The following is a 19,565-nucleotide window of genomic DNA, read 5'->3' as shown; positions in this document are numbered from 1 at the left end:
TTCAAGCGATAGACGGCTTGTGCGAACCAGGCCGCTGAAATAAACATTTCAAAGCGCAAAGGAGGGTGCTAATTATGTATCGCCTTCTCGTGGTAGATGATGAAGCTTATGCTTTGAAAAGTATCATGGAGACGATAAATTGGAATTCGTTAGGAATAAGTGATGTGTATGGAGCGATGGATGTAGAGGAGGCGCGACTTATTTTTTGCACCCAGCGGATTGATGTGGTCATCTGCGATATTGAAATGCCGGGTGAAAATGGGCTGGAGCTGCTCGAATGGCTAAACCAGGAGCAATTTTCGGCCAGCGTCATTTTTGTTACGGGGCATGACCGCTTCGAATATGTTCAGGCGGCGCTGCGTGCAGGCTGCTTCGATTATATGCTTAAGCCTGTCAGACATGAGCTGCTGCTGGAAACGGTAGCTCGTTCGCTGCGCAAGCTGGAACAGGATCGGGAGCATAATTTGCTGAAACGGCGGATGGGCAAGTTTGAAAAGGTGCTGCGCCATCACAAGCAGGAGCTTGTCGAGCGCTTCTGGAACGATGTGCTTTATCCTGCTGGGAAAATGCCTAATAATGAAGCGCTGCTTAGCCAGCTTTCATTGATGGAGCCGGATGCAGCAGATAGCGGCGAGTTTATGCTCGTGCTCGTCAGCATCTCCGGCTGGAAGGCGCGCTTTGGCATAAAGGATGAAGAAATTTTAGAGTACGCGGTTATGAACCGTGCAGAGGAAACCGTTTTGGAAAATTGGCCGGGCGCCGTTCTCAAGAGCCGCAATGGCGAGCTGTTTATCGTCGTCTACCACGCGCAGGAGCAGGGGAGAAGCATTGCCGAGCTGCGTAGAAGATGCTTGGGGCTGGTCGAAGATTGCGGGGTTTATTTTTACAGCCGTGTGAAATGCTATATCAGCTTGCCGGGAGCTCTCTGTACGCTCGGGAGTCACAGCGCCTCTTTGCTTAAACTGGAGCGGCAGTGCGCGGGCGATATGAAGGACGTATGGGTTGAGGGCGAGCAAGCGCATCAGATGCCGGAGCAGCTGCTTGGGCGCAAGGAGTGGCCGGCGGAAATTGCCTTGCTGCTGCAGAAGGGCCGCCATGCGGAGCTGTATCAGTCAGTCGATGAATGGTTCGCTTCCTATGACAGGGAATATCCACTTTCCAAAGAAGATTTGAAAGCGCTCTATTATCATTTGCTATCTTCGCTCTATCAATCATTTAATCAAAGTGGTATTTCAATCGGATATGTTATTGACGCGATCAGCGTTAAACGGGAGGGGAGTGCGCCGTGCACAAAGTCGCTTGCCCATTTGCGCTTGTGGACGAGGCAGGTCATTGAGATGGCGCTTGAGCATGCGGCGAGTCAGAAGGAAAGCGAGCCGACTGTCGTAGAGCAAATCGAGCAATATGTAAAGTCGCGAATGTCAGAGGAGGTCAGCCGGGAGGAAATCGCCTCGCTGCTGCATTTTAACCCTGCGTATTTATCCCGATTGTTCAAAAAGGAGACAGGCTCGTCTCTAACGGATTATATCCTAAGCCAGCGTATGGAATACGCGAAGAAGCTGCTCAGTGAATCGGATCTTAAGGTGAGCGATGTGGCCGAAATTACGGGCTATAGCAATTTTTCCTATTTTTCACGGCTGTTTAAAAAGCAGGAAGGGTATTCGCCGATTGAGTTTCGCAAACGCTACAAGGGTGAAGCGGGGATTTAAGCCGCGCTAACGGTTCATAGTAGAAGTTGTGAGAAAAAATGCCCCGCTGCTGGAAAAGCTCCAGTATGCGGGGCATTTGCGATGCGGCATGCCGCTTTGTTTAAGCGCTGGCTGCTGCCGGATCAGCTTTAGCAGCGAGCACCTGCTGATTAACCTGGCTTAGGAAAAGCGCAGCGCGCTGAATGTATTCGCTCGGATGCTCGCGGAATAGCATTTCATGCTGTCCCTGCTGCACAATCCACGAGCGGGACAATGGATTCGTCTGTTTGTCTGCAATATGCTCCGCCGTCGTATAGGGCGACTTCACATCCTGCGTGCCATGAATAATATAAATCGGAATATCGTAGCTCGTATTCATCATTTGCTCAGCGGGTACGGAGTCGATGCCTACTCCTGTCCAGAGGGGAAGCAGCGCCCCGATCAAGGTTTCAGATGGGAAACGAGGCAAGCTGACTACCTGGCTGACATTGTTGAACAGCGAATCAGCGCTTGGCACGAACAGACTGTCAAGGATCATGCCGTTAATATCCTTGGATTGCAGCGCAGCTTGCAGTGCGGTTCCTGCCCCCATGGAGAAGCCCCATACGATCACTTCCTTGGAGCCCTGCTCCTTCACATATTGTACGGCGGCTAGCAATTGCTGGGATTCTTCCAAACCGCCGGTTGCTGCCGTTTTGTCAGCAGCAGAGGCGTAGCCATAATCAAAAAGCATAACATTATAATGAAGGCCATTAAGCAGCTTCGTTAAATCATACATCGGTACCCATGTCTCTTCACGGTTCGCGCCGTAGCCGTGGCTGAACACGATCGTGCGAGTAGCAGGTTCACTGTTAGAATCATCGCTGTAGGCAGGCACGTACCAGCCGCTGACGTTGGTTTTGCCGCTAATGCTCGGAATGAGCACATCCTCGTAATCAAGTCCGATGGCAGCCTTCGGATTGGAAGTAAGCGGTGCGACGTAGGGATAGGCGAGCATCCAAGCCACGTAGGCATGGAAGATAACAACAACGATCATGCAAAGAGCTAGCAGTGAGGCAATAAGAGCAACCAATGCGTGCAACCTCCTGGTTTTTGCGCTCGGGCGTGGCAGTTGGAGCTTATCCAGAGAAGGAAAGGGATGCAGTCCCTGGGGGAAGGTTCCCTCCATTGAAACAGATGTCATCATAGTTGTGCTCATACCCTTCTTCTCCTCCTCTCGAACCATGTAAACGCTTCTCATTTCTAGTACTTTAATCGTATGCGGAGCGGGAGTGCCTGTCAATTGATGTCGACGTATTGTTAAGGTGTTGTAATGCTTCTGTAATCAAGTGAACTTTTCTTTACGATTAAGCCTTTCATGAGTTATACTGTGTGAGAATGAGTTTCACTTAATGAAACGAGGGAGGTGTGGCACATCATGGCGGAGGAAGGGAAATCAACCGTACGCGCAGTCGAACGAGCGCTGGATATTTTGTTATGTTTTACAGCGGGAAAGGATCTGGTTATGACGGAAATCGCCGAGCGGACAGGGCTCCATAAGAGCACTGTCCATCGGATGCTGGCCACCCTTGAAGATAAAGGCTTTATAGAGCGTGACCTGGTGACGGAGCGCTACCGACTGGGCATGCGGGTGTGGGAGCTGTCCGCACATTTATCCCGGACGGATGATCCAGCGGTCATTTGGCAGCCGGAGATGGAGCGTCTGCGCGATAAGCTGGGCGAGACCGTCAGCATTTACGTGCGCGATGGCTCGGAGCGGATTCGCATTCAGGCGGTGCAGAGCAATCAGCCCGTGCGCCGGGTAGCGCCAATCGGAGCGAGGCTGCCGCTTTACGCAGGGGCATCAAGCAAGGTACTGATCGCTTATGCCGATCCGCTCGTGCGGGAAGAGATTTTTGGCGATCCATCATGGCTGTTTACGATTGATCTGGATCAATATAAGATGCAGCTCGCAGACATTACGGAGCAGGGCTATGCGACGAGCTTTGAGGAGCGGGAGCCGGGTGCAGCTGCATTTTCCGCTCCGATATTTGGACGAGAAGGCAAGCTTGTCGCTGCCTTATCTGTATCCGGTCCGGCAAGCCGCATGACGATGGATAAAATGCGGGATGCCGCTCCTATTTTGCTGGAAGCGTCCAAGCGGATGAGCACGATGATGAAATAGCGGTCAGCAAGGCAGCTGCATGCTTGTATGTTGAACGCATGAATAGAAAAGCAGCGCCCGCTTCACTTGAGAATAAGTGAAGTGGGCGCTGCTTTTTTTATGCTGTTCGGATGTCGAAAGAAAATAAAGTGTTGGACTAATAACGTCCCATTAAGCTGGAGGGTAGTATAGTTTAATGCTCTAGGAAGGATTGTAACCAATAAACAGCGAATAAAAGGTATCGAGGATCATAGCATCAACAGGTGTAAAATCATCAGAGTAAGACCTAAGAATTGTTCTTATATGTCATATGTTAGCTTAATTTCAACAAGGAGGAGAACTTCATAAAAACTATATCAAAGAAAAAACTCGTTTTTGCCCTAGTAGCTGTAGTGATTGTCCTAACAAGTATTTACGTCCTGATGCAACCCATAACAAAAATTAATATCAATAAGTTTTCCGAGTTTATGCTGACGTCATCGGTTTATTACAAAGACATGAAAGAACTTGATATTTCCAATATCAAGCAACATTACAGCGGCGTAACCGTCTCAGATGTTTCCAGCGCGAAAGTGTTCGTTAGCACAGATGGCACCGCCAGAGAATTTGCAATTATCGAAGCGAATGGCCCACAAAGTGCCGACAATATTCAAAGTGCGATAAGCTCCTATTACAATGAGCTTATGAACAAATATCAATCGGAAAATGCAGAAGAATATGAACGCCTGCGAGGATATTACATCCACAGAACAAGAAACTATGTAATTTTAACAATCAGCGACAGCACTGGAAGTGGCAAACAACTTGTTGAATCATATCTTGATAAAATCAATTATGATAAGAGAGCATGATTGCTCAACCTAAAAACATTGTACAAACGGGTAACGTTAGTTCAAAAACAGCGACAGTCTAGGACTTTATTTTCTCGTCCTTGGCTGTCGCTGTTTCAATTTGTAGGGGCAGTCTAACACATTATTTTCTGCTGACATCGGGAATAATAGGGGGAGGAGGGTTGTAAATGACGTATGTGGAAATTTTGATCCGGACCATTCTTGCAGTGGGACTGCTGCTGCTCATTCCCCGCATTCTAGGCAAGCAGACTCTTTCGAATATGACGTTTAACGATTTTGTAACGAGCATTACGCTGGGCTCCCTGGCGGCGAACTTGGCGTTTAATGCCACCCTGAAGCCCTCCTACATCGTGCTGTCTCTGATTGTGATTACAGCTATGTCTTTTCTGCTTTCTCTGCTCGCTCTCAAAAGCCGAAAAATGCGCAGCTGGATCTCAGGCTCTCCCACCGTACTGATAGAAAACGGTAAAGTCATGGAAGCCAACATGCAGAAAATTCGCTATACGCTGGATTCGCTGAACCAAGCGCTAAGGGAAAGGGGCGTTTTCAATATCGAAGAGGTGGAGTATGCCTTGCTCGAAGACAATGGAAGAATCTCTATTCTGAAAAAGGATGCGTACCGGCTTGTCACGAAGCAGGATATGGGGCTGCCGCAGCTAGCGCAGGCTTTTCCCGTAGAGCTTATTATGGACGGCGCGGTGATGGAGGATAATCTGAAGCTGCACGGGCTGACCCGTGAGTGGCTGGAGCATGCGCTGAGGCAGAAGCATAAGGGGAAAACGCTGGCCGAAGTGTTCTATGCGGTAAGAGGCACGCAGCAGCAGCTGGCCTTCGATTTCTATGAGGATGGTATTGAGCAGCCGCTGGATCAGGAGTAGCAAAGAGACTCGGGGGCAGACAGCGAATGGGGAGCAAGCTTTGACCATTTGGCTGGGGAAGGGTGAAGCATGAGATTGGATAGTTTCCCCTAGCCCCAAAATAAAAAGCAGCGATTCTCCAATAACGGGAGAATTGCTGCTTTTCTTAATTTCTGCGAATCAAGCTGAAAGTTAGCTTATTACATGTTAGCAATCATTTGACGAAGCACGGTTTGCAGAATACCGCCATTACGATAGTAGTCTACATCAACCATGGAGTCCAGACGAACGATAGCTTGGAAGTCAAATGCAGTTCCGTCTTCACGGGTTGCCGTTACAGTAACGGACTCGCCCGCTGTCACATTGTTGGACAGTCCAGTAATATCGAACGTTTCACGGCCAGTAATACCAAGCGTTTTCCAGCCATGGCCTTCTTGGAATTGCAGTGGAAGTACGCCCATGCCGACCAAGTTGGAACGGTGAATACGCTCGAAGCTTTCAGCAATAACGGCTTTTACGCCGAGCAGGAAAGTACCTTTTGCCGCCCAGTCACGGGAGCTGCCTGTGCCGTATTCTTTACCAGCGATAACGACAAGGTTTTTGCCGGATTTTTGATACTTCATGGAAGCATCGTAGATCGACATTACTTCGTCAGTAGGCAGGTAAGTCGTTACGCCGCCCTCAGTGCCCGGAGCCACTTGGTTGCGGATACGGATGTTGGCGAATGTACCGCGCATCATGACTTCGTGGTTACCACGACGCGAGCCGTACGAGTTGAAATCTTCTCTTTTTACGCCATTTTCGATCAAATATTCGCCGCCTGGGCTATCTGCTTTGATGTTGCCGGCAGGGGAGATATGGTCAGTTGTAACCGAGTCGCCCATAAGCGCAAGCACATTTGCAGAATGGATGTCGGCAATGTCGTTAAGCTCCGTACCAAGGTTTTCAAAGAACGGCGGATTTTGAATGTAAGTGGATTTTGGATCCCACTCGTAGCTTTCGCCTTCTGGTACGTCGATTGCATTCCAACGATCATTTTGCGTAAATACATTTTCATATTTATCACGGAACATTTGCGGATTAAGCGCAGCCGCAGTTGCTTCCTGAATTTCTTTCGAAGTTGGCCAAATGTCCTTCAGGTAAACTGGGTTGTTGTCTTTGTCATAGCCGATTGCATCTTTGGAAAGGTCAATGTTAACCGTTCCTGCAAGCGCATATGCAACAACAAGCGGAGGAGAAGCCAAGTAGTTCGCTTTCACCTGAGCATGAACACGGCCTTCAAAGTTACGGTTACCGGACAATACAGCCGCTACCGTCATATCATTGTCAGCAATAGCTTGGCCTACTTCATCAGGAAGCGGACCGGAGTTGCCGATACAAGTAGCGCAGCCGTAACCAGCCACGTGGAAACCAAGTGCTTCCAACGATTCCAGCAGGTTTGCTTTCTTCAAATATTCCGTAACTACGAGCGAGCCCGGCGTCAGGGAGCTTTTTACATAAGCAGGCTTGGTTAGTCCGAGAGCTACCGCTTTCTTCGCAACTAGGCCCGCACCCAGCATAACGCTTGGGTTAGAGGTGTTCGTACAGCTTGTGATAGCTGCAATAACAACCGCGCCAGTGCCCATTTTGCTTGCTTGGTCGTTCGGGTGCTTCACGTCAACGAACTCTTCGATCTTCTCATCCGTCATGCCGTATCCGCCTTTATCGATCGGCGTGCGGATGATGTTGTTGAACTCTTCTTTCATTGCTGTCAGCTCAACGCGGTCTTGAGGACGCTTAGGACCAGCAAGGGAAGGAACAACAGTCGACATATCAAGCTCAATCACATCGGAGAAGACAGGATCTGGCGTCTCATCTGTGCGGAACATGTCTTGTGCTTTGTAGTAAGCTTCAACCAGAGCGATCTGCTCTTCTGTACGGCCAGTTGCACGCATGAAGTTAAGCGTCTCGCTGTCGACTGGGAAGAAGCCCACAGTTGCGCCGTACTCTGGTGCCATGTTGGCAACTGTTGCACGGTCAGCAAGGCTGATGTTGGACAGGCCTGGACCGAAATACTCGACGAATTTGCCGACAACGCCTTTTTTACGAAGAATTTGCGTAACGGTCAGGGCAAGGTCAGTCGCCGTAGCGCCTTCTGCCAAGCTGCCTGTCAATTTGAAGCCGATAACTTCAGGTGTTACAAAATAAAGCGGTTGGCCCAGCATACCTGCTTCAGCCTCGATACCGCCAACGCCCCAGCCGACTACGCCAAGACCGTTGATCATGGTTGTATGGGAATCCGTACCAACGAGGGAATCCGGGAAAACAACCGTTTCGCCATCGATGACTTTTGTAGCAGCAACAGATGCAAGGTACTCGAGGTTAACTTGGTGAACGATACCTGTTCCCGGCGGTACAGCACGGAAGTTATCGAACGCCGTTTGTGCCCAGCGCAGGAAGCGGTAGCGCTCTTCATTGCGCTCAAATTCTACCTTGGTGTTGTATTCAAGCGCGTCCGCGTTGCCGAATGCATCAACCATGATCGAGTGGTCGATTACGAGGTCAACCGGAACGAGCGGATTGATTTTTTTAGGGTCGCCGCCTGCACGTTTAACCGTATCACGCATAGCTGCCAGATCGACTACGACGGGAACGCCAGTGAAATCCTGCAAAACGATACGAGCAGGAATAAACGGAATTTCTTTGTCCTCGCGTCCATCTGCCCATGTTGTCAGTTGTTTAACATGCTCAGGCGTAATAGCGCGGCCGTCGAATTGACGTACAGCAGCCTCGAGCAATACTTTGATGGAGTAAGGAAGCTTGGAAATTTTTCCAAGGCCTTGTTCTTCCAGGCCGGACAAACGGTAATACGCAAAGGATTTGCCGTTTACGTCAAGCGAGGTGCGAACGGAGTAATGATTTTGATGAGACATGGTTCAAGTTCCTCCTTAGATGGCTTTACTTTTGTAAAAGAAAAGGTAACATTCTTTAAAATATAGGAAGGTATATGATGTTTCCATACATTCTCTATATTTCTACGCGAAACGGTAGCATTGCCACCAAAGGATGGCTTCAACCGTTTACGCTCGGGATGTGTTTCGCTCTGTGAAACACGATTTCAAATTTGCTATGCCTCTAGTATATCGCTAAATAGGGGCTCTCGTAAAGTCCAATTGTACCCGCTTTCGCGAATATTGGCGCCCATTTTAGGCATTTAGGCTGATGGACGAATGTAACATCTATCGGCATCGCTTGTTTTATCCTAATAATGGATTATTATGCGAGCTTTTGGCAGAGCTTCATGTTTGGAGAGATGTGAACATATAAATAAAAGGATTAGGCGCTCCGCACCCTTGCCTGGCGCCCGTCGCAGCACGTGCGGATTAAAAGCTTGCTTTTAGGAGGGAAAGCCGATGTCCTTGCGATCAGACAAACAAATGGCAAGCCGCCGTGCAGGCAAGCAGGAGCGGCAGCCGCTGCTGAACCTGTCCGCCTCTCAGAAGCGGCCCGCTCTGCGGCCCGCGCAGCAGCATGCTCAAGCGGGAACGACGAATGGCGGAGCGAAGCAGCACAAGCGGCAAAAGCCGGAGCCAGCCGCTGCTGAGCAACCGCGAATGGCTGCGTCTTCCATGACCTCGCTAATGCGTTCAGGCGATTCTCCGCCGCTTTCCGGGGAGGAAGCCCGGGGCTGGAAGCCTGCTGTGCATCAGTATGTAAGCCTGTATAATCAGGCGGAAACCGAGCAGCATGCGGCAGCGGTAGACGGCTTCGTCGCAGACAAGGAACATTGCGGCAGGCTTCGCGGACGACTGAATCGGCTGCGCGAGCGGGATTTGCTGCGCGGCGTCCTGCCCTCGCGCAGCGAGACGAAGGCGGAGCTTGTCAGGGTGCAGGAGTCTGGGGCCGAAGCATCCGTGCTCATTCGGCTGCATATTAAGCGGCAGATTGAGCATAGAGGAATGCGTTATATAGAAGAACGGAAAGAAGTGGAGCGGCTATGGCTGGCCGCTGCTGGCGAACGCTGGCATATCGTTCGCATTGAGCCGATCATTGCGGAACGGCGGCCACGCTTCGAGCTTTCTTTTCAGGATCAACAACTGGCTGGAGAGGAAGAGCAGCAGCTAGAAGAGGAGCAATTCCGGCTTCGCTCCGTGCCCTACTTAAATTATGACCTGTTTGCGGCCTTCCAACCCCAAGCCGTCCGCGCACTGTATCGGCGCGATTTGGCCGCCGCTTACGCCGACCGTTGGTGGAATGAACCAAACCCTGCATATGAGGAGTTCGAGGTCAACTGCACGAACTACATCTCCCAGTCGGTCTTTGCAGGCAATGCTCCGATGAATTATACTGGTAACAGGGGCAGCGGCTGGTGGTATAAAGGCCGTAACGGAGGCAGGGAATGGTGGAGCTACAGCTGGTCGGTGTCAAATGCGCTGACAAACTATTTATCCACTCCCCGGCAGTCAGGTCTTCGGGCCAGAGTCGTTGACTCGGCTGAAGAGCTCCAGCTTGGCGATGTCATCACTTATGACTGGAACGGCGACAACCGTTTTCAGCACAGCACGATCGTAACAGCTTTCGATGCAGCGGGTATGCCGCTTGTTAATGCGAATACTGTGCCTAGCCGTCATCGCTACTGGGACTACCGCGATTCTTATGCCTGGACGGAACAGACCAGGTACCGTTTTTTTCATATTGAGGATCAATTATAAGTTATTATTTATTATTTTACCGGAGGATATGCGATGGGGACGAAAGTAAACGTAGCACTTGTATATGGAGGAAAATCAGGCGAGCATGAAGTTTCGCTGCAGACCGCGTTCGCAGTAATGGGAGAATTTGATTACGATAAATACGCAATTACCCCCTTCTATATTACTAAGCAGGGCGAGTGGAGAGTTGGCGGCAAGCTTGGAAGCAAGCCGCAAACCGCCAGCGAGCTGCGCCTTGCAGCAGGCGCTTCCGGAGCGGGCTTCCCGCTTGCTCCGCTGTTTGCCGGTTTAGATACATCAGTTGCAGCAGCAGCTGGAGCAACGGCTATTGATGTCGTATTCCCGCTGCTGCATGGCACATTTGGCGAGGATGGCACGATTCAAGGCTTGTTCGAAATGGCAAACATTCCGTATGTTGGCGCAGGCGTACTGGCATCAGCAGTAGGCATGGACAAGGTGACGATGAAAAAAGTATTTGCGCAGGAAGGTCTGCCGCAATGCGTGTTCCGTTACTTCAACCGTACGCAGTGGGAGAAGGATGCTGCCTTTTTTGTAATGGAATGTGAAGTAGCCCTCGGCTACCCATGCTTTGTTAAGCCAGCTAATCTGGGCTCCAGTGTCGGCATTTCCAAGGCGCGCAACCGCGAGGAGCTGATGGCGGCAGTCAATTATGCCTTCAAGTATGACCGTAAAGTGATCGTTGAGGAATTTGTCGATGCGAGAGAAATCGAAGTTGCGGTGCTTGGAAATGACGAGCCTAAAGCTTCTGTGCCGGGCGAGGTTATTGCTTCTAATGAATTTTACGACTATAAGGCAAAATATGTAGATGGCAAATCGGTCATGCAAATTCCAGCGGAGCTTTCGGAGGAAATTTCAGAGACGGTTCGGGATATGGCAATTCGCGCCTTTCTGTCCATTGATGGATCAGGCCTTTCCCGCGTAGATTTCTTCATGCGCAGGTCGGACGGCCAGCTGTTTATTAACGAGGTTAATACGCTGCCGGGCTTTACGCCTTTCAGCATGTACCCGCTTATGTGGAAAGAAACAGGCATGCCTTACCGCGAGCTGCTGGATAAGTTGATTGAGCTGGCTCTAAGACGGCATGGCGAGAAGCAAAAAATCAATTTCGGAGCAAGCGAAGCGTAATAAAGCTTCAGGGGAATCACTCTAAAGAAAGGAGGGAGATCATGGGATTTTCAACCGAGTTTAATTCTGTATGCAAATTCAAGTCGGAGCAGGAGCTTCATGAATTGCTTGAATACGGCAAGGGCAAGATGGTAAAGAGCGGATTTCGCGTATACCCTACGGGCCAGAAGGTAATTGCGTATACGACGAACAATGAGGCTATTGCCATAGTCCGCATCCTCGCTTCGATCGCTGAAATTAATTTTCAAGGTGAAGAAGTGACTGAAGTGGAGATGGAGCTTGTGAGAAAGCTGACAGAGGAAGAGGCTAAAGTGCAGACTGCACTAGCTTACGAAATGTTTTTTGGCGAGCGTGAATAGCAGATGCTGGTTAGGTTCGGGTTCGTAGCCATGAGCATGCTGCTGGAAAACGCTTCGCCTTCGCGAACGATGACGTTTGCAAATTTTACGAAGCTTGCTGACCGCGAAGCGGCTCTGCGCAAGCTTGAGCGGATTGCTGAGGATAATTTGCGCAGCACACTGCGGATGCTGAAGCATGCCAAGGCGAGCGATATTCAGATGTATCGTTTCTCCTCTAAGCTGATCCCGCTGGCAACCCATCAGGGTGTAGCCGATTGGGATGCTTATCCGGCCCTGCGTGAAGCTTTTCGTGAAATTGGTGATTTTGTGCAAAAAAATCGGATGAGGGTTTCGTTTCACCCTGACCATTTTTGCGTATTCAGTACGCCTCGGCCCGAGGTGCTGGAAAGCTCTATACGGGACATGGAATATCATGTCCGCATGCTGGAGATAATGGGACTGCCGGAGTCAGTCAAGTGCAACATACATATTGGCGGTGCATATGGCGATAAGATGGTCGCAGGAGCACGCTTTATTCGGCAGTTTCAGGCACTCCCGGAGCGCTATCGACACCGCGTCACGCTGGAGAACGACGATAAGACGTTCAATGCAGTCGAGACGCTGGAGGCGGCTCAGGCTGTGCAAGTGCCGATGGTGCTTGACGTGCATCACCATCAGGTGAATGATGGCGGCGTTTCCTTGGACAAGCTGTGCAGCAGTCTGTGGCCGCAAATCGCCGAGACGTGGCGGCTTGAAGAGCAGCGGCTGAATAGCGAAGCGGCTGATGCGGCAAATGCGGCTGCTGGCAAGGACGATACGGACGAAATTAGCCTGCCGCCGAAAATCCATTTTTCCAGCCCGAAGGATGGGCCGAATCCACGCAGTCATGCTGATTATTTGAATGCGGACGATTTGCTGCTGTTTTTGCGGAAGGTTGCGGCGGTGACTCCGAAGCTTGACTGCATGCTCGAAGCGAAGCTCAAGGATAAGGCGCTGCTGGCGCTCATGGATGAATTCCGCATGTTGGCGGATAGGGGCGAAGGCGTTCGGATCGTGGACGACGGCAGTATTGAAGTAACCGAGTTATAGGCCTTACACAAGCATGCAGCACCGTCAGCTATCGTTGACGGTGCTCTTCTACTAGGAATGAAAAGTGACGGTGTAGGGGAACATGTAACGCATCATGATTGAACAGAAGGCGGTGACAGCGTGTTTGAATGGATTGCACTCGTATTATTAGGGATGGCAGCAGCGATGTTCGGAAGCATTGTCGGTCTGGGCGGTGGTATTATTATAGTGCCAGCCCTTATGTATTTGGGGCCTTCACTTATAGGCGCTCCAATCGACCATGGCACAGCGGTTGGCACCTCGCTTACGATGCTCATTGTAACAGCGCTTGCCTCGACGCTATCCTACGCGAAGCGCAAAATCGTCGATTATCGCAGCGCCTGGCTGCTGTTCACGACAAGCGGTCCGGCTGCCATGCTTGGAGCGGCTATGACAGGGCTTTTGAAAGGCGCCGCATTTAATTTGTCCTTCGGCATTTTTATGCTGCTTATATCTGCTTTATTGATCGTACGAAATTATTTGAAACCGGTTGCGCGGGAGTGGTCGGTGCAGAGGACGATGGTGGATGCAGCTGGCGAGCAGCATACGTATGGCTATGCGATTTGGCCGATGCTTGTTATTGGGTTTGGTGTTGGCATCATTTCCGGATTGTTTGGCATTGGCGGGGGCTCATTGTTCGTTCCGCTAATGGTGCTGCTGTTCCGTTTTCCGCCGCATGCGGCAACCGCTACGTCGATGTTTGTCATTTTTTTATCGTCGATATTAGGCAGTGCCACGCATGTATGGCTGGGGGAGATCAACTGGTGGATTTTACTTGCCCTTATTCCGGGCGCATGGGTTGGCGGGAAGCTAGGAGCTTATATTGCTAACCGCATGAGCGGTAATGGGCTGCTATGGCTGCTGCGGGTTACCCTGCTCGTTCTGGCCTGCCAACTGGTCTATGAAGGCATTAGGCAGCTGTAGCTTTTTTTGAACTCTAGCAAAAAGACAGGAACGCATATTGATTTATGAGCGTAATAATAGATAATGTTAATAGTTAAACTTATAAAAGAGAGTTGGGTGATGCACCGTGAGTGATCAGCGTGAACCTTCAGTTGTAAGCGGCAAAAGCTTCACTGCGGTTGCGATCAATTGCGCGGCCAAAGCGGGCGAATGGATCAAGACGAAACTGGGGAATTATAATAGACTGGATACAAAATTCTCTTCGCATGATTTAGTAACAGAAGTAGATAAGGGCTCGGAGCAGCTTATTAAAAAGCTGGTTCTGACTCATTTTCCCCATCATTCTTTTTTGGGGGAAGAAGGGGTCGAGCCTGGACCTGAGGCTTCAGCTCAGGCACTCGCCGACAAGAGCGAGGCGGAATATTTATGGATTGTCGATCCGATTGATGGAACAACGAACTTCGTTCATGGTTTTCCTTTTTTCGTCGTATCGATTGCGCTTGCTTATAAAGGTGAAGTCATCGTTGGGGTTGTATATGACCCGATGAGGGACGAGCTGTTCCTTGCCGAGAAGGGGAAAGGCGCCTATGTATCCGGCAAGCGGATGCAGGTGTCGAAGGAAGAAACGCTCAGCAGCAGCTTGATCGCGACGGGCTTCCCGGCAGATCATCTTTATGCGCTGCCGCTGAATTTGAAAGGCATTCAGGCGCTTGCGCCGCAGGTACGCAATCTTCGCTCGTCAGGCTCGGCTGCGCTTCATATGGCTTATGTGGCAGCAGGCCGCCTTACAGGCTTCTGGGAAATCGGGCTGAACAGCTGGGATTTGGCAGCAGGCTCGCTGCTTGTACAGGAATCGGGCGGCATCGTCACAGATACGCAGGGCAAAGGCTACCATCTCGGCGTTCGAAATGTAGCGGCTTCGAATGGGCTGATGCATGAGCCGTTTTTGAAGGCATTGGCGGATGCCGAGGCAGTAAAGTAGCAGGGGATAGAGTGGATGTGCTTGATTAGTCGTCAGTTAAATTAATGAGCAGCAGCAAAGAAGCAGCCTACTGTAGGCTGCTTCTTTGCTGCTATGATAATGGTACTCTATGCAGTACCAATGGTTTAAGTGGGGTACGTGATCGCAGGCAAAGTGCATCGAGTGTACGATCGATCTTATTCCCCTTGCTTCTTAAGCGCAATAATTTCAGCTTCTGATAAACCGGAAGCCGCAGCAATAATGGAAATCTCAACGCCGAGTGCTAAAAGCTTCTGGGCAACTTCTAGCGCTTTTTTTTGCTCGCCTTGAAGGACTCCGCGTGCCTCTCCGCGTGCCTCTCCGCGTGCTTCTCCGCGTGCCTCTCCTTCAGCAAGCGCTCCCTCAATCATAGATGCCTCATCATGAAGGAATTTCTGCCTGTCTTCATATAATCTGCGAGCCTCAGCATCCTGGCTAAGAAACTCTAAGGTAGTCATGGCCTTCTTTAATACCGGTTCGTTCATTGTAAGCACCTCCCAATTGAATTTATGCGTACCCTTAAGAAAAAGCAGCCAATTGATTAGACCGCCATGTTCAACGGGCACTGCACGATCATCCAGCTTTGGCAGCTCTAAGAAATGCAGTTCGATATCGTCAATGAGGGGGATGCCGCTACGCTCTTCTCGCAGATGGAATACACTATGATATTGATCATTGGGTAGAAACGAATAATTCAATATATTAATGGTTACGCATTTTTTCAGCAACTTGTAGGATTGCCCTTCCTGCAATTGTCCACTATACAGCTTACTCCAATAAAACATGGTTCGCTTCTCTGTATCATATTTATTAAACAGTTGCATTTCCACATTAATCAGTTCGCCTTCTGCTGTCCTCGCACGTATATCTAAAATGGATTGCTTATCCCGTGGAGAGTCCTTGTCCGTATAAGGATTAAGCAGAATAATTTCGGTAAGCGGCGGCTTTCCGGCCTCTGCAAATGTCCGGTTCAAGAAAGCCAGCAAAACATCGCGATTTTCTTCACTGCCGAATATTCGTTTAAACAAAAAATCATTACGAGGATCAAGAAGCTCAGCCATTAGCATTCAACTCCATTTATGATAAGTATATCACGTTGCCGGATGCTTAAACATACTGGGAAGAATGAGAAAAATAGCTGCAATGAAAAGCTTATGCTATTTCCGCAACTGAATTTGCTGAATACGATGCTGGGCATCCTTTTGCAGTATCAGCATAGCCCGCCGTTTCGTCGGCAAAATATTATCGTACAAATTGACGCCATTGATTTCCTTCCAGATCGATGCTGCTGTCTCGACAGCTTCTTCATCCGTAAGGCTGGCATAGCGGTGGAAGTAGGAGTCCTTGTTCTTAAAAGCAGTATGCCGCAGCATCAAAAATCGTTCGACATACCAGCGCTCGATGAACGTTTCTGGCGCATCGACAAAAATCGAGAAGTCGAAAAAATCGCTTACAAAAGAGTGCGCTTCTTTACTGACCTGCAAAACGTTAATCCCTTCGACAATCAACACATCCGGCTGTTCGACAAGCTGATATTGCCCGGGAATAATGTCATAGGTCAGATGAGAATAGAGCGGCGCCTCCACGTGGGGATTGCCCGATTTAATTTGTCCCATAAAATCCATCAGCGTCTTGACGGCATAGCTTTCAGGAAACCCTTTACGCTTCATCAGCCCGCGTTCCTCCAGTACCCTTTTGGGGTAGAGGAAGCCGTCTGTTGTAACGAGATCGACCTTGCGGCCACTCCCATGCATGGAAAGCAGCCGCTGCAGCAGCCGCGCTGTCGTGCTTTTGCCTACGGCTACACTGCCGGCTATGCCCAGTACAAACGGTACTTTAGGTGCCTCCATATGCAGAAAAGCAGCTGAAGCCTGCCTTAGCCGCTCAGCAGCTTCGATATGCAGGTTCAGCAGATGGGTAAGCGGCAAATAAATCGCCTCAACCTCCTCAAGCGACACTTGGTCATTGAGGCCTTTCAGTTCACCCAGTTCATCCTCCGTGAGTGGCAGAGGGGTATGATCACGGAGTGCCGACCAAGCGGCGCGGTCAAATTCCATATATGGGTTCATCAACATGTCCCTTTCTATTACAGAAGGCATTGGGCTGACCTCTCCTAAAGCTTGCTGAAAGCGTGCTCCGCCGCTTCAATGGTCGCATGAATATCTTCATCGGTATGGGCGATGGTCAGAAACCACGCTTCATATTTGGAAGGTGCCAAATTAATGCCCTGATCGAGCATTAGCTTAAAGAAGCGACCGAACAGCTCGCCGTCCGTATCCTGCGCTTCATCGTAATTCGTAACGGGATGATTGCAAAAATGGGCCGAAAATGATCCGCGAATTTGATTAATCGTGAGCGCAAAGCCATTTTTATCTGCTGCCGCTTTCAATCCTCCTGCCAGCTGCCCAGCAAGCCGATCCATACGCTCATAAATGCCAGGCGTCTTCAATACTTCTAGACAGGCGATACCTGCGGATATGGAGGCGGGGTTGCCGGCCATCGTTCCGGCCTGATAAGCAGGGCCGAGCGGTGCGACCTGCTCCATAATGCTGCGGCGTCCGCCATAAGCGCCGATCGGCAGACCGCCGCCGATGATTTTGCCAAGCGCCGTAAGATCCGGCTCAATAGCAGCTTGATTAGGGAAGGTAGCGAACGTTTGCGAGGAGCCGTAATGGAAGCGGAATGCGCTAATGACCTCGTCATAAATGACAAGCGCTCCTGCCTCACGCGTCAAAGCGCAAAGCTGCTCCAAATATCCTTCATGCGGCATTACCATGCCGAAATTGCCAACAATAGGCTCTACCATAACGGCTGCCGTCTCGTGGCCGAAGCGTTCAAGCGCCTGCTTCAAGGCCGGAATGTCGTTGAAAGGCACCGTAATGACCTCTTGGGCAATGCTAATCGGTACGCCAGCGCTGTCCGGTATGCCAAGTGTTGAGGGACCTGAGCCTGCTGCTACGAGCACTAGATCTGAATGTCCATGGTAGCAGCCGGCGAATTTAATAATTTTGCTGCGCTTCGTGAACGCCCGTGCGACGCGAATGGTCGTCATCACCGCTTCGGTGCCGGAGTTGACGAAGCGCACTTTATCCATAGAGGGAATCGCGTCCTTCAGCATGCGTGCCAATTGAACCTCAAGCTCGGTCGGCGTACCATACAAAATGCCATTTTGCGCGGCTCGAACAATCGCTTCGGTAATATGCGGATGGGCATGTCCCGTAATAATGGGACCGTACGCCGCCAAATAATCGATATAGCGATTGTCGTCGACATCCCAGAAATAAGCGCCCTCGGCACGTTTCATAAATACGGGTGCACCGCCGCCAACACCTTTGAACGAACGGGAAGGGCTGTTGACGCCGCCTACAATATGCTCAAGCGCTTCGGCATATAGCGCCTCGGAACGTGGTCTTTGAATCGTCATAACGATAATTCCCCCTTGAAAAATAGTGCAGCATCCCGCCTGGAAGGCGAGAGTGCCAGCCTAAATATGTAACATCAAAACGTCCTCATTCCACTTGGAATGAGGACGACAAACATCAATCTCAATCTGCTGTCTAAACAGCTCATTACTAGATTATCTTATGGGGATGGAGTGGCCGATGCTCCAGCACTGCTGCTGGCATCTCCGCCGTCAGCGCCAGGTGATGCTTCAGGAGAAGCGAGCGTATCGTCGCTTTCCAGCAGCGTGTCCACATAGGCCTTAAGCTCATCCTCATTGCGTACGCCAAGCACCGAAGCGCCGCCAACCTCTTCATCAGCAATCATATCCATCGGCGGAACCTGTGCGGTTCCAGCGACATGGCTGTCAACTCCAAGCTGTCCGAGCTTGAGCATGTCTGTGGTCGTTAAATTCGTTTCAATATACGGAGAGACGCTCTCCAATATTTCTTTCATTTTAAGAATATTCCAGCCCGATTGCAGTTCCTTGGCAAGAGCCTGCAGAAATTTGCGCTGACGCTCCGTACGTGTGAAATCGCTCATTGCATCATGGCGGAAGCGCACATATTGCAGCGCTTTGTCGCCATCCAGCAGCTGGACGCCCTTTTTCAAATCGATATCGTAACGGTTGCCGTCGGCATTGTCGGTATAACGCATATCCTTCTCGACATCGATCGTGATGCCGCCCATTGTATCAATTAAAGATTTAAAGCCTTCAAAATCCGTATAGACATAATACTGAATGTTGAGTCCCAGCAAGTCGCTGACCGTCTTCATTGCCAGCTCAGGCTTGCCTAGTGTGATGGCTGTATTAATACGTCCCCGTCCATGCCCTTCGATACTGACATAGGTATCGCGGAGTATAGATAACAGATGCGCTCTCTTCGTAGTTGGGTCTATAGAAAGAACGAGCATAGAGTCCGAACGCGGAATTTGACCTTCATCCATGCCACGAGCATCGCCGCCCAGCAGCAAAATGTTGACGCGCTCTGTTCCTTCCCATTTAGGTGCTTCGAGCCCCGTGTCCTCAAAATGGGAGAATCTTGATTCCTCTTTAGGTTTATTGAAATCCGACGTAGCATTATAAACGCCATAAATCCAGTAACCTGCATAAGCAATACCGATTCCCAGCAGAATAAGGACAATTGTCAGAATCCATTTCCACGTTTTTGATAGCTTAGCTTTCTTCGGCCGATTTTCCATTATGCTAGTAATGCCCCTTTCAAAATGTCACAGTACCCCGTCTTCCATTCATTCCCCTTGACTGCCATTGTAAAACGTTTCTCTAATAGCATTTACGTGCCCTGCCATCTGCTGTATGATTACATATTGTAAAATTATAATTCGGAAGGACATACGGAAGCAAGTTTTATCAAAATATAGGATAATGAAGTGTGATG

Annotated in this window: 16 protein-coding genes; 10 read left to right on the top strand and 6 right to left on the bottom strand. The window is 50.1% G+C overall.

Annotation, left to right across the window (positions count from 1 at the left end; all coding sequences use genetic code 11):
• Positions 1-74 precede the first annotated feature (74 nt).
• Positions 75-1,709: a response regulator transcription factor gene (locus ACSR9A_RS08460; RefSeq protein WP_473756668.1), complete on the top strand. Its 1,635-nt coding sequence runs from the start codon at positions 75-77 to the stop codon at positions 1,707-1,709.
• 100 nt (positions 1,710-1,809) lie between these two features.
• Here the strand turns inward: ACSR9A_RS08460 and ACSR9A_RS08455 are convergent, their stop codons facing one another.
• On the bottom strand, positions 1,810-2,760 hold the full coding sequence (locus tag ACSR9A_RS08455; protein WP_473756666.1) for an alpha/beta hydrolase: 951 nt from the start codon (positions 2,758-2,760) through the stop codon (positions 1,810-1,812).
• A 345-nt stretch (positions 2,761-3,105) separates the two neighbouring features.
• On the opposite strand from ACSR9A_RS08455, the gene ACSR9A_RS08450 reads away from it, so the two are divergent.
• The 3 genes from ACSR9A_RS08450 (at position 3,106) to ACSR9A_RS08440 (ending at position 5,560) form a co-directional block, all read left to right on the top strand.
• Positions 3,106-3,852, top strand: coding sequence for an IclR family transcriptional regulator (locus ACSR9A_RS08450; protein ID WP_473756664.1), 747 nt, complete (start codon positions 3,106-3,108; stop codon positions 3,850-3,852).
• 476 nt (positions 3,853-4,328) lie between these two features.
• Entirely contained in the window at positions 4,329-4,682 is a 354-nt protein-coding gene (locus ACSR9A_RS08445; RefSeq protein WP_473756662.1) for a DUF4358 domain-containing protein, read from the top strand.
• 167 nt (positions 4,683-4,849) lie between these two features.
• Positions 4,850-5,560: a DUF421 domain-containing protein gene (locus ACSR9A_RS08440; RefSeq protein ID WP_473756660.1), complete on the top strand. Its 711-nt coding sequence runs from the start codon at positions 4,850-4,852 to the stop codon at positions 5,558-5,560.
• Between the two features lie 179 nt (positions 5,561-5,739).
• Here ACSR9A_RS08440 and acnA read toward each other — a convergent pair whose 3' ends face one another.
• Positions 5,740-8,451: an aconitate hydratase AcnA gene (acnA, locus tag ACSR9A_RS08435; RefSeq protein WP_473756658.1), complete on the bottom strand. Its 2,712-nt coding sequence runs from the start codon at positions 8,449-8,451 to the stop codon at positions 5,740-5,742.
• A 480-nt stretch (positions 8,452-8,931) separates the two neighbouring features.
• Here acnA and ACSR9A_RS08430 point away from each other — a divergent pair, with 480 nt between their 5' ends.
• The 6 genes from ACSR9A_RS08430 (at position 8,932) to ACSR9A_RS08405 (ending at position 14,706) form a co-directional block, all read left to right on the top strand.
• On the top strand, positions 8,932-10,230 hold the full coding sequence (locus tag ACSR9A_RS08430; RefSeq protein ID WP_473756656.1) for an amidase domain-containing protein: 1,299 nt from the start codon (positions 8,932-8,934) through the stop codon (positions 10,228-10,230).
• Positions 10,231-10,263: 33 nt separating this feature from the next.
• Positions 10,264-11,376: a D-alanine--D-alanine ligase gene (locus tag ACSR9A_RS08425; protein ID WP_473756654.1), complete on the top strand. Its 1,113-nt coding sequence runs from the start codon at positions 10,264-10,266 to the stop codon at positions 11,374-11,376.
• Between the two features lie 41 nt (positions 11,377-11,417).
• Positions 11,418-11,735, top strand: coding sequence for a hypothetical protein (locus ACSR9A_RS08420; RefSeq protein ID WP_046232147.1), 318 nt, complete (start codon positions 11,418-11,420; stop codon positions 11,733-11,735).
• A gap of 3 nt (positions 11,736-11,738) precedes the next feature.
• Positions 11,739-12,803 (top strand): UV DNA damage repair endonuclease UvsE, encoded by a 1,065-nt coding sequence (gene uvsE / locus ACSR9A_RS08415; RefSeq protein WP_473756652.1) that lies wholly within the window; start codon positions 11,739-11,741, stop codon positions 12,801-12,803.
• Positions 12,804-12,923: 120 nt separating this feature from the next.
• Positions 12,924-13,745: a sulfite exporter TauE/SafE family protein gene (locus tag ACSR9A_RS08410; RefSeq protein ID WP_473756650.1), complete on the top strand. Its 822-nt coding sequence runs from the start codon at positions 12,924-12,926 to the stop codon at positions 13,743-13,745.
• 106 nt (positions 13,746-13,851) lie between these two features.
• The gene (locus ACSR9A_RS08405; protein WP_473756648.1) at positions 13,852-14,706 is read left to right on the top strand and encodes an inositol monophosphatase family protein; all 855 of its coding nucleotides are present in this window, start codon (positions 13,852-13,854) and stop codon (positions 14,704-14,706) included.
• A gap of 176 nt (positions 14,707-14,882) precedes the next feature.
• Here ACSR9A_RS08405 and ACSR9A_RS08400 read toward each other — a convergent pair whose 3' ends face one another.
• The 4 genes from ACSR9A_RS08400 to ACSR9A_RS08385 form a co-directional block, all read right to left on the bottom strand.
• Positions 14,883-15,785 carry an Rpn family recombination-promoting nuclease/putative transposase gene (locus tag ACSR9A_RS08400; protein ID WP_473756646.1) on the bottom strand — a complete coding sequence of 301 codons (903 nt, stop codon included), beginning with the start codon at positions 15,783-15,785 and terminating at the stop codon, positions 14,883-14,885.
• A gap of 96 nt (positions 15,786-15,881) precedes the next feature.
• Positions 15,882-16,793, bottom strand: coding sequence for a type I pantothenate kinase (gene coaA / locus ACSR9A_RS08395; RefSeq protein ID WP_473756644.1), 912 nt, complete (start codon positions 16,791-16,793; stop codon positions 15,882-15,884).
• Between the two features lie 44 nt (positions 16,794-16,837).
• Positions 16,838-18,148 carry a glutamate-1-semialdehyde 2,1-aminomutase gene (locus ACSR9A_RS08390; RefSeq protein WP_473756642.1) on the bottom strand — a complete coding sequence of 437 codons (1,311 nt, stop codon included), beginning with the start codon at positions 18,146-18,148 and terminating at the stop codon, positions 16,838-16,840.
• 158 nt (positions 18,149-18,306) lie between these two features.
• Positions 18,307-19,368 (bottom strand): LCP family protein, encoded by a 1,062-nt coding sequence (locus ACSR9A_RS08385; protein ID WP_473756641.1) that lies wholly within the window; start codon positions 19,366-19,368, stop codon positions 18,307-18,309.
• Between the last annotated feature and the right edge of the window lie 197 nt (positions 19,369-19,565).

The sequence above is a fragment of the Paenibacillus sp. R-74696 genome (assembly GCF_055814915.1).
Note: the sequence above shows the minus strand (reverse complement) of the source record. Positions and strands in the feature narration are given on the sequence as shown.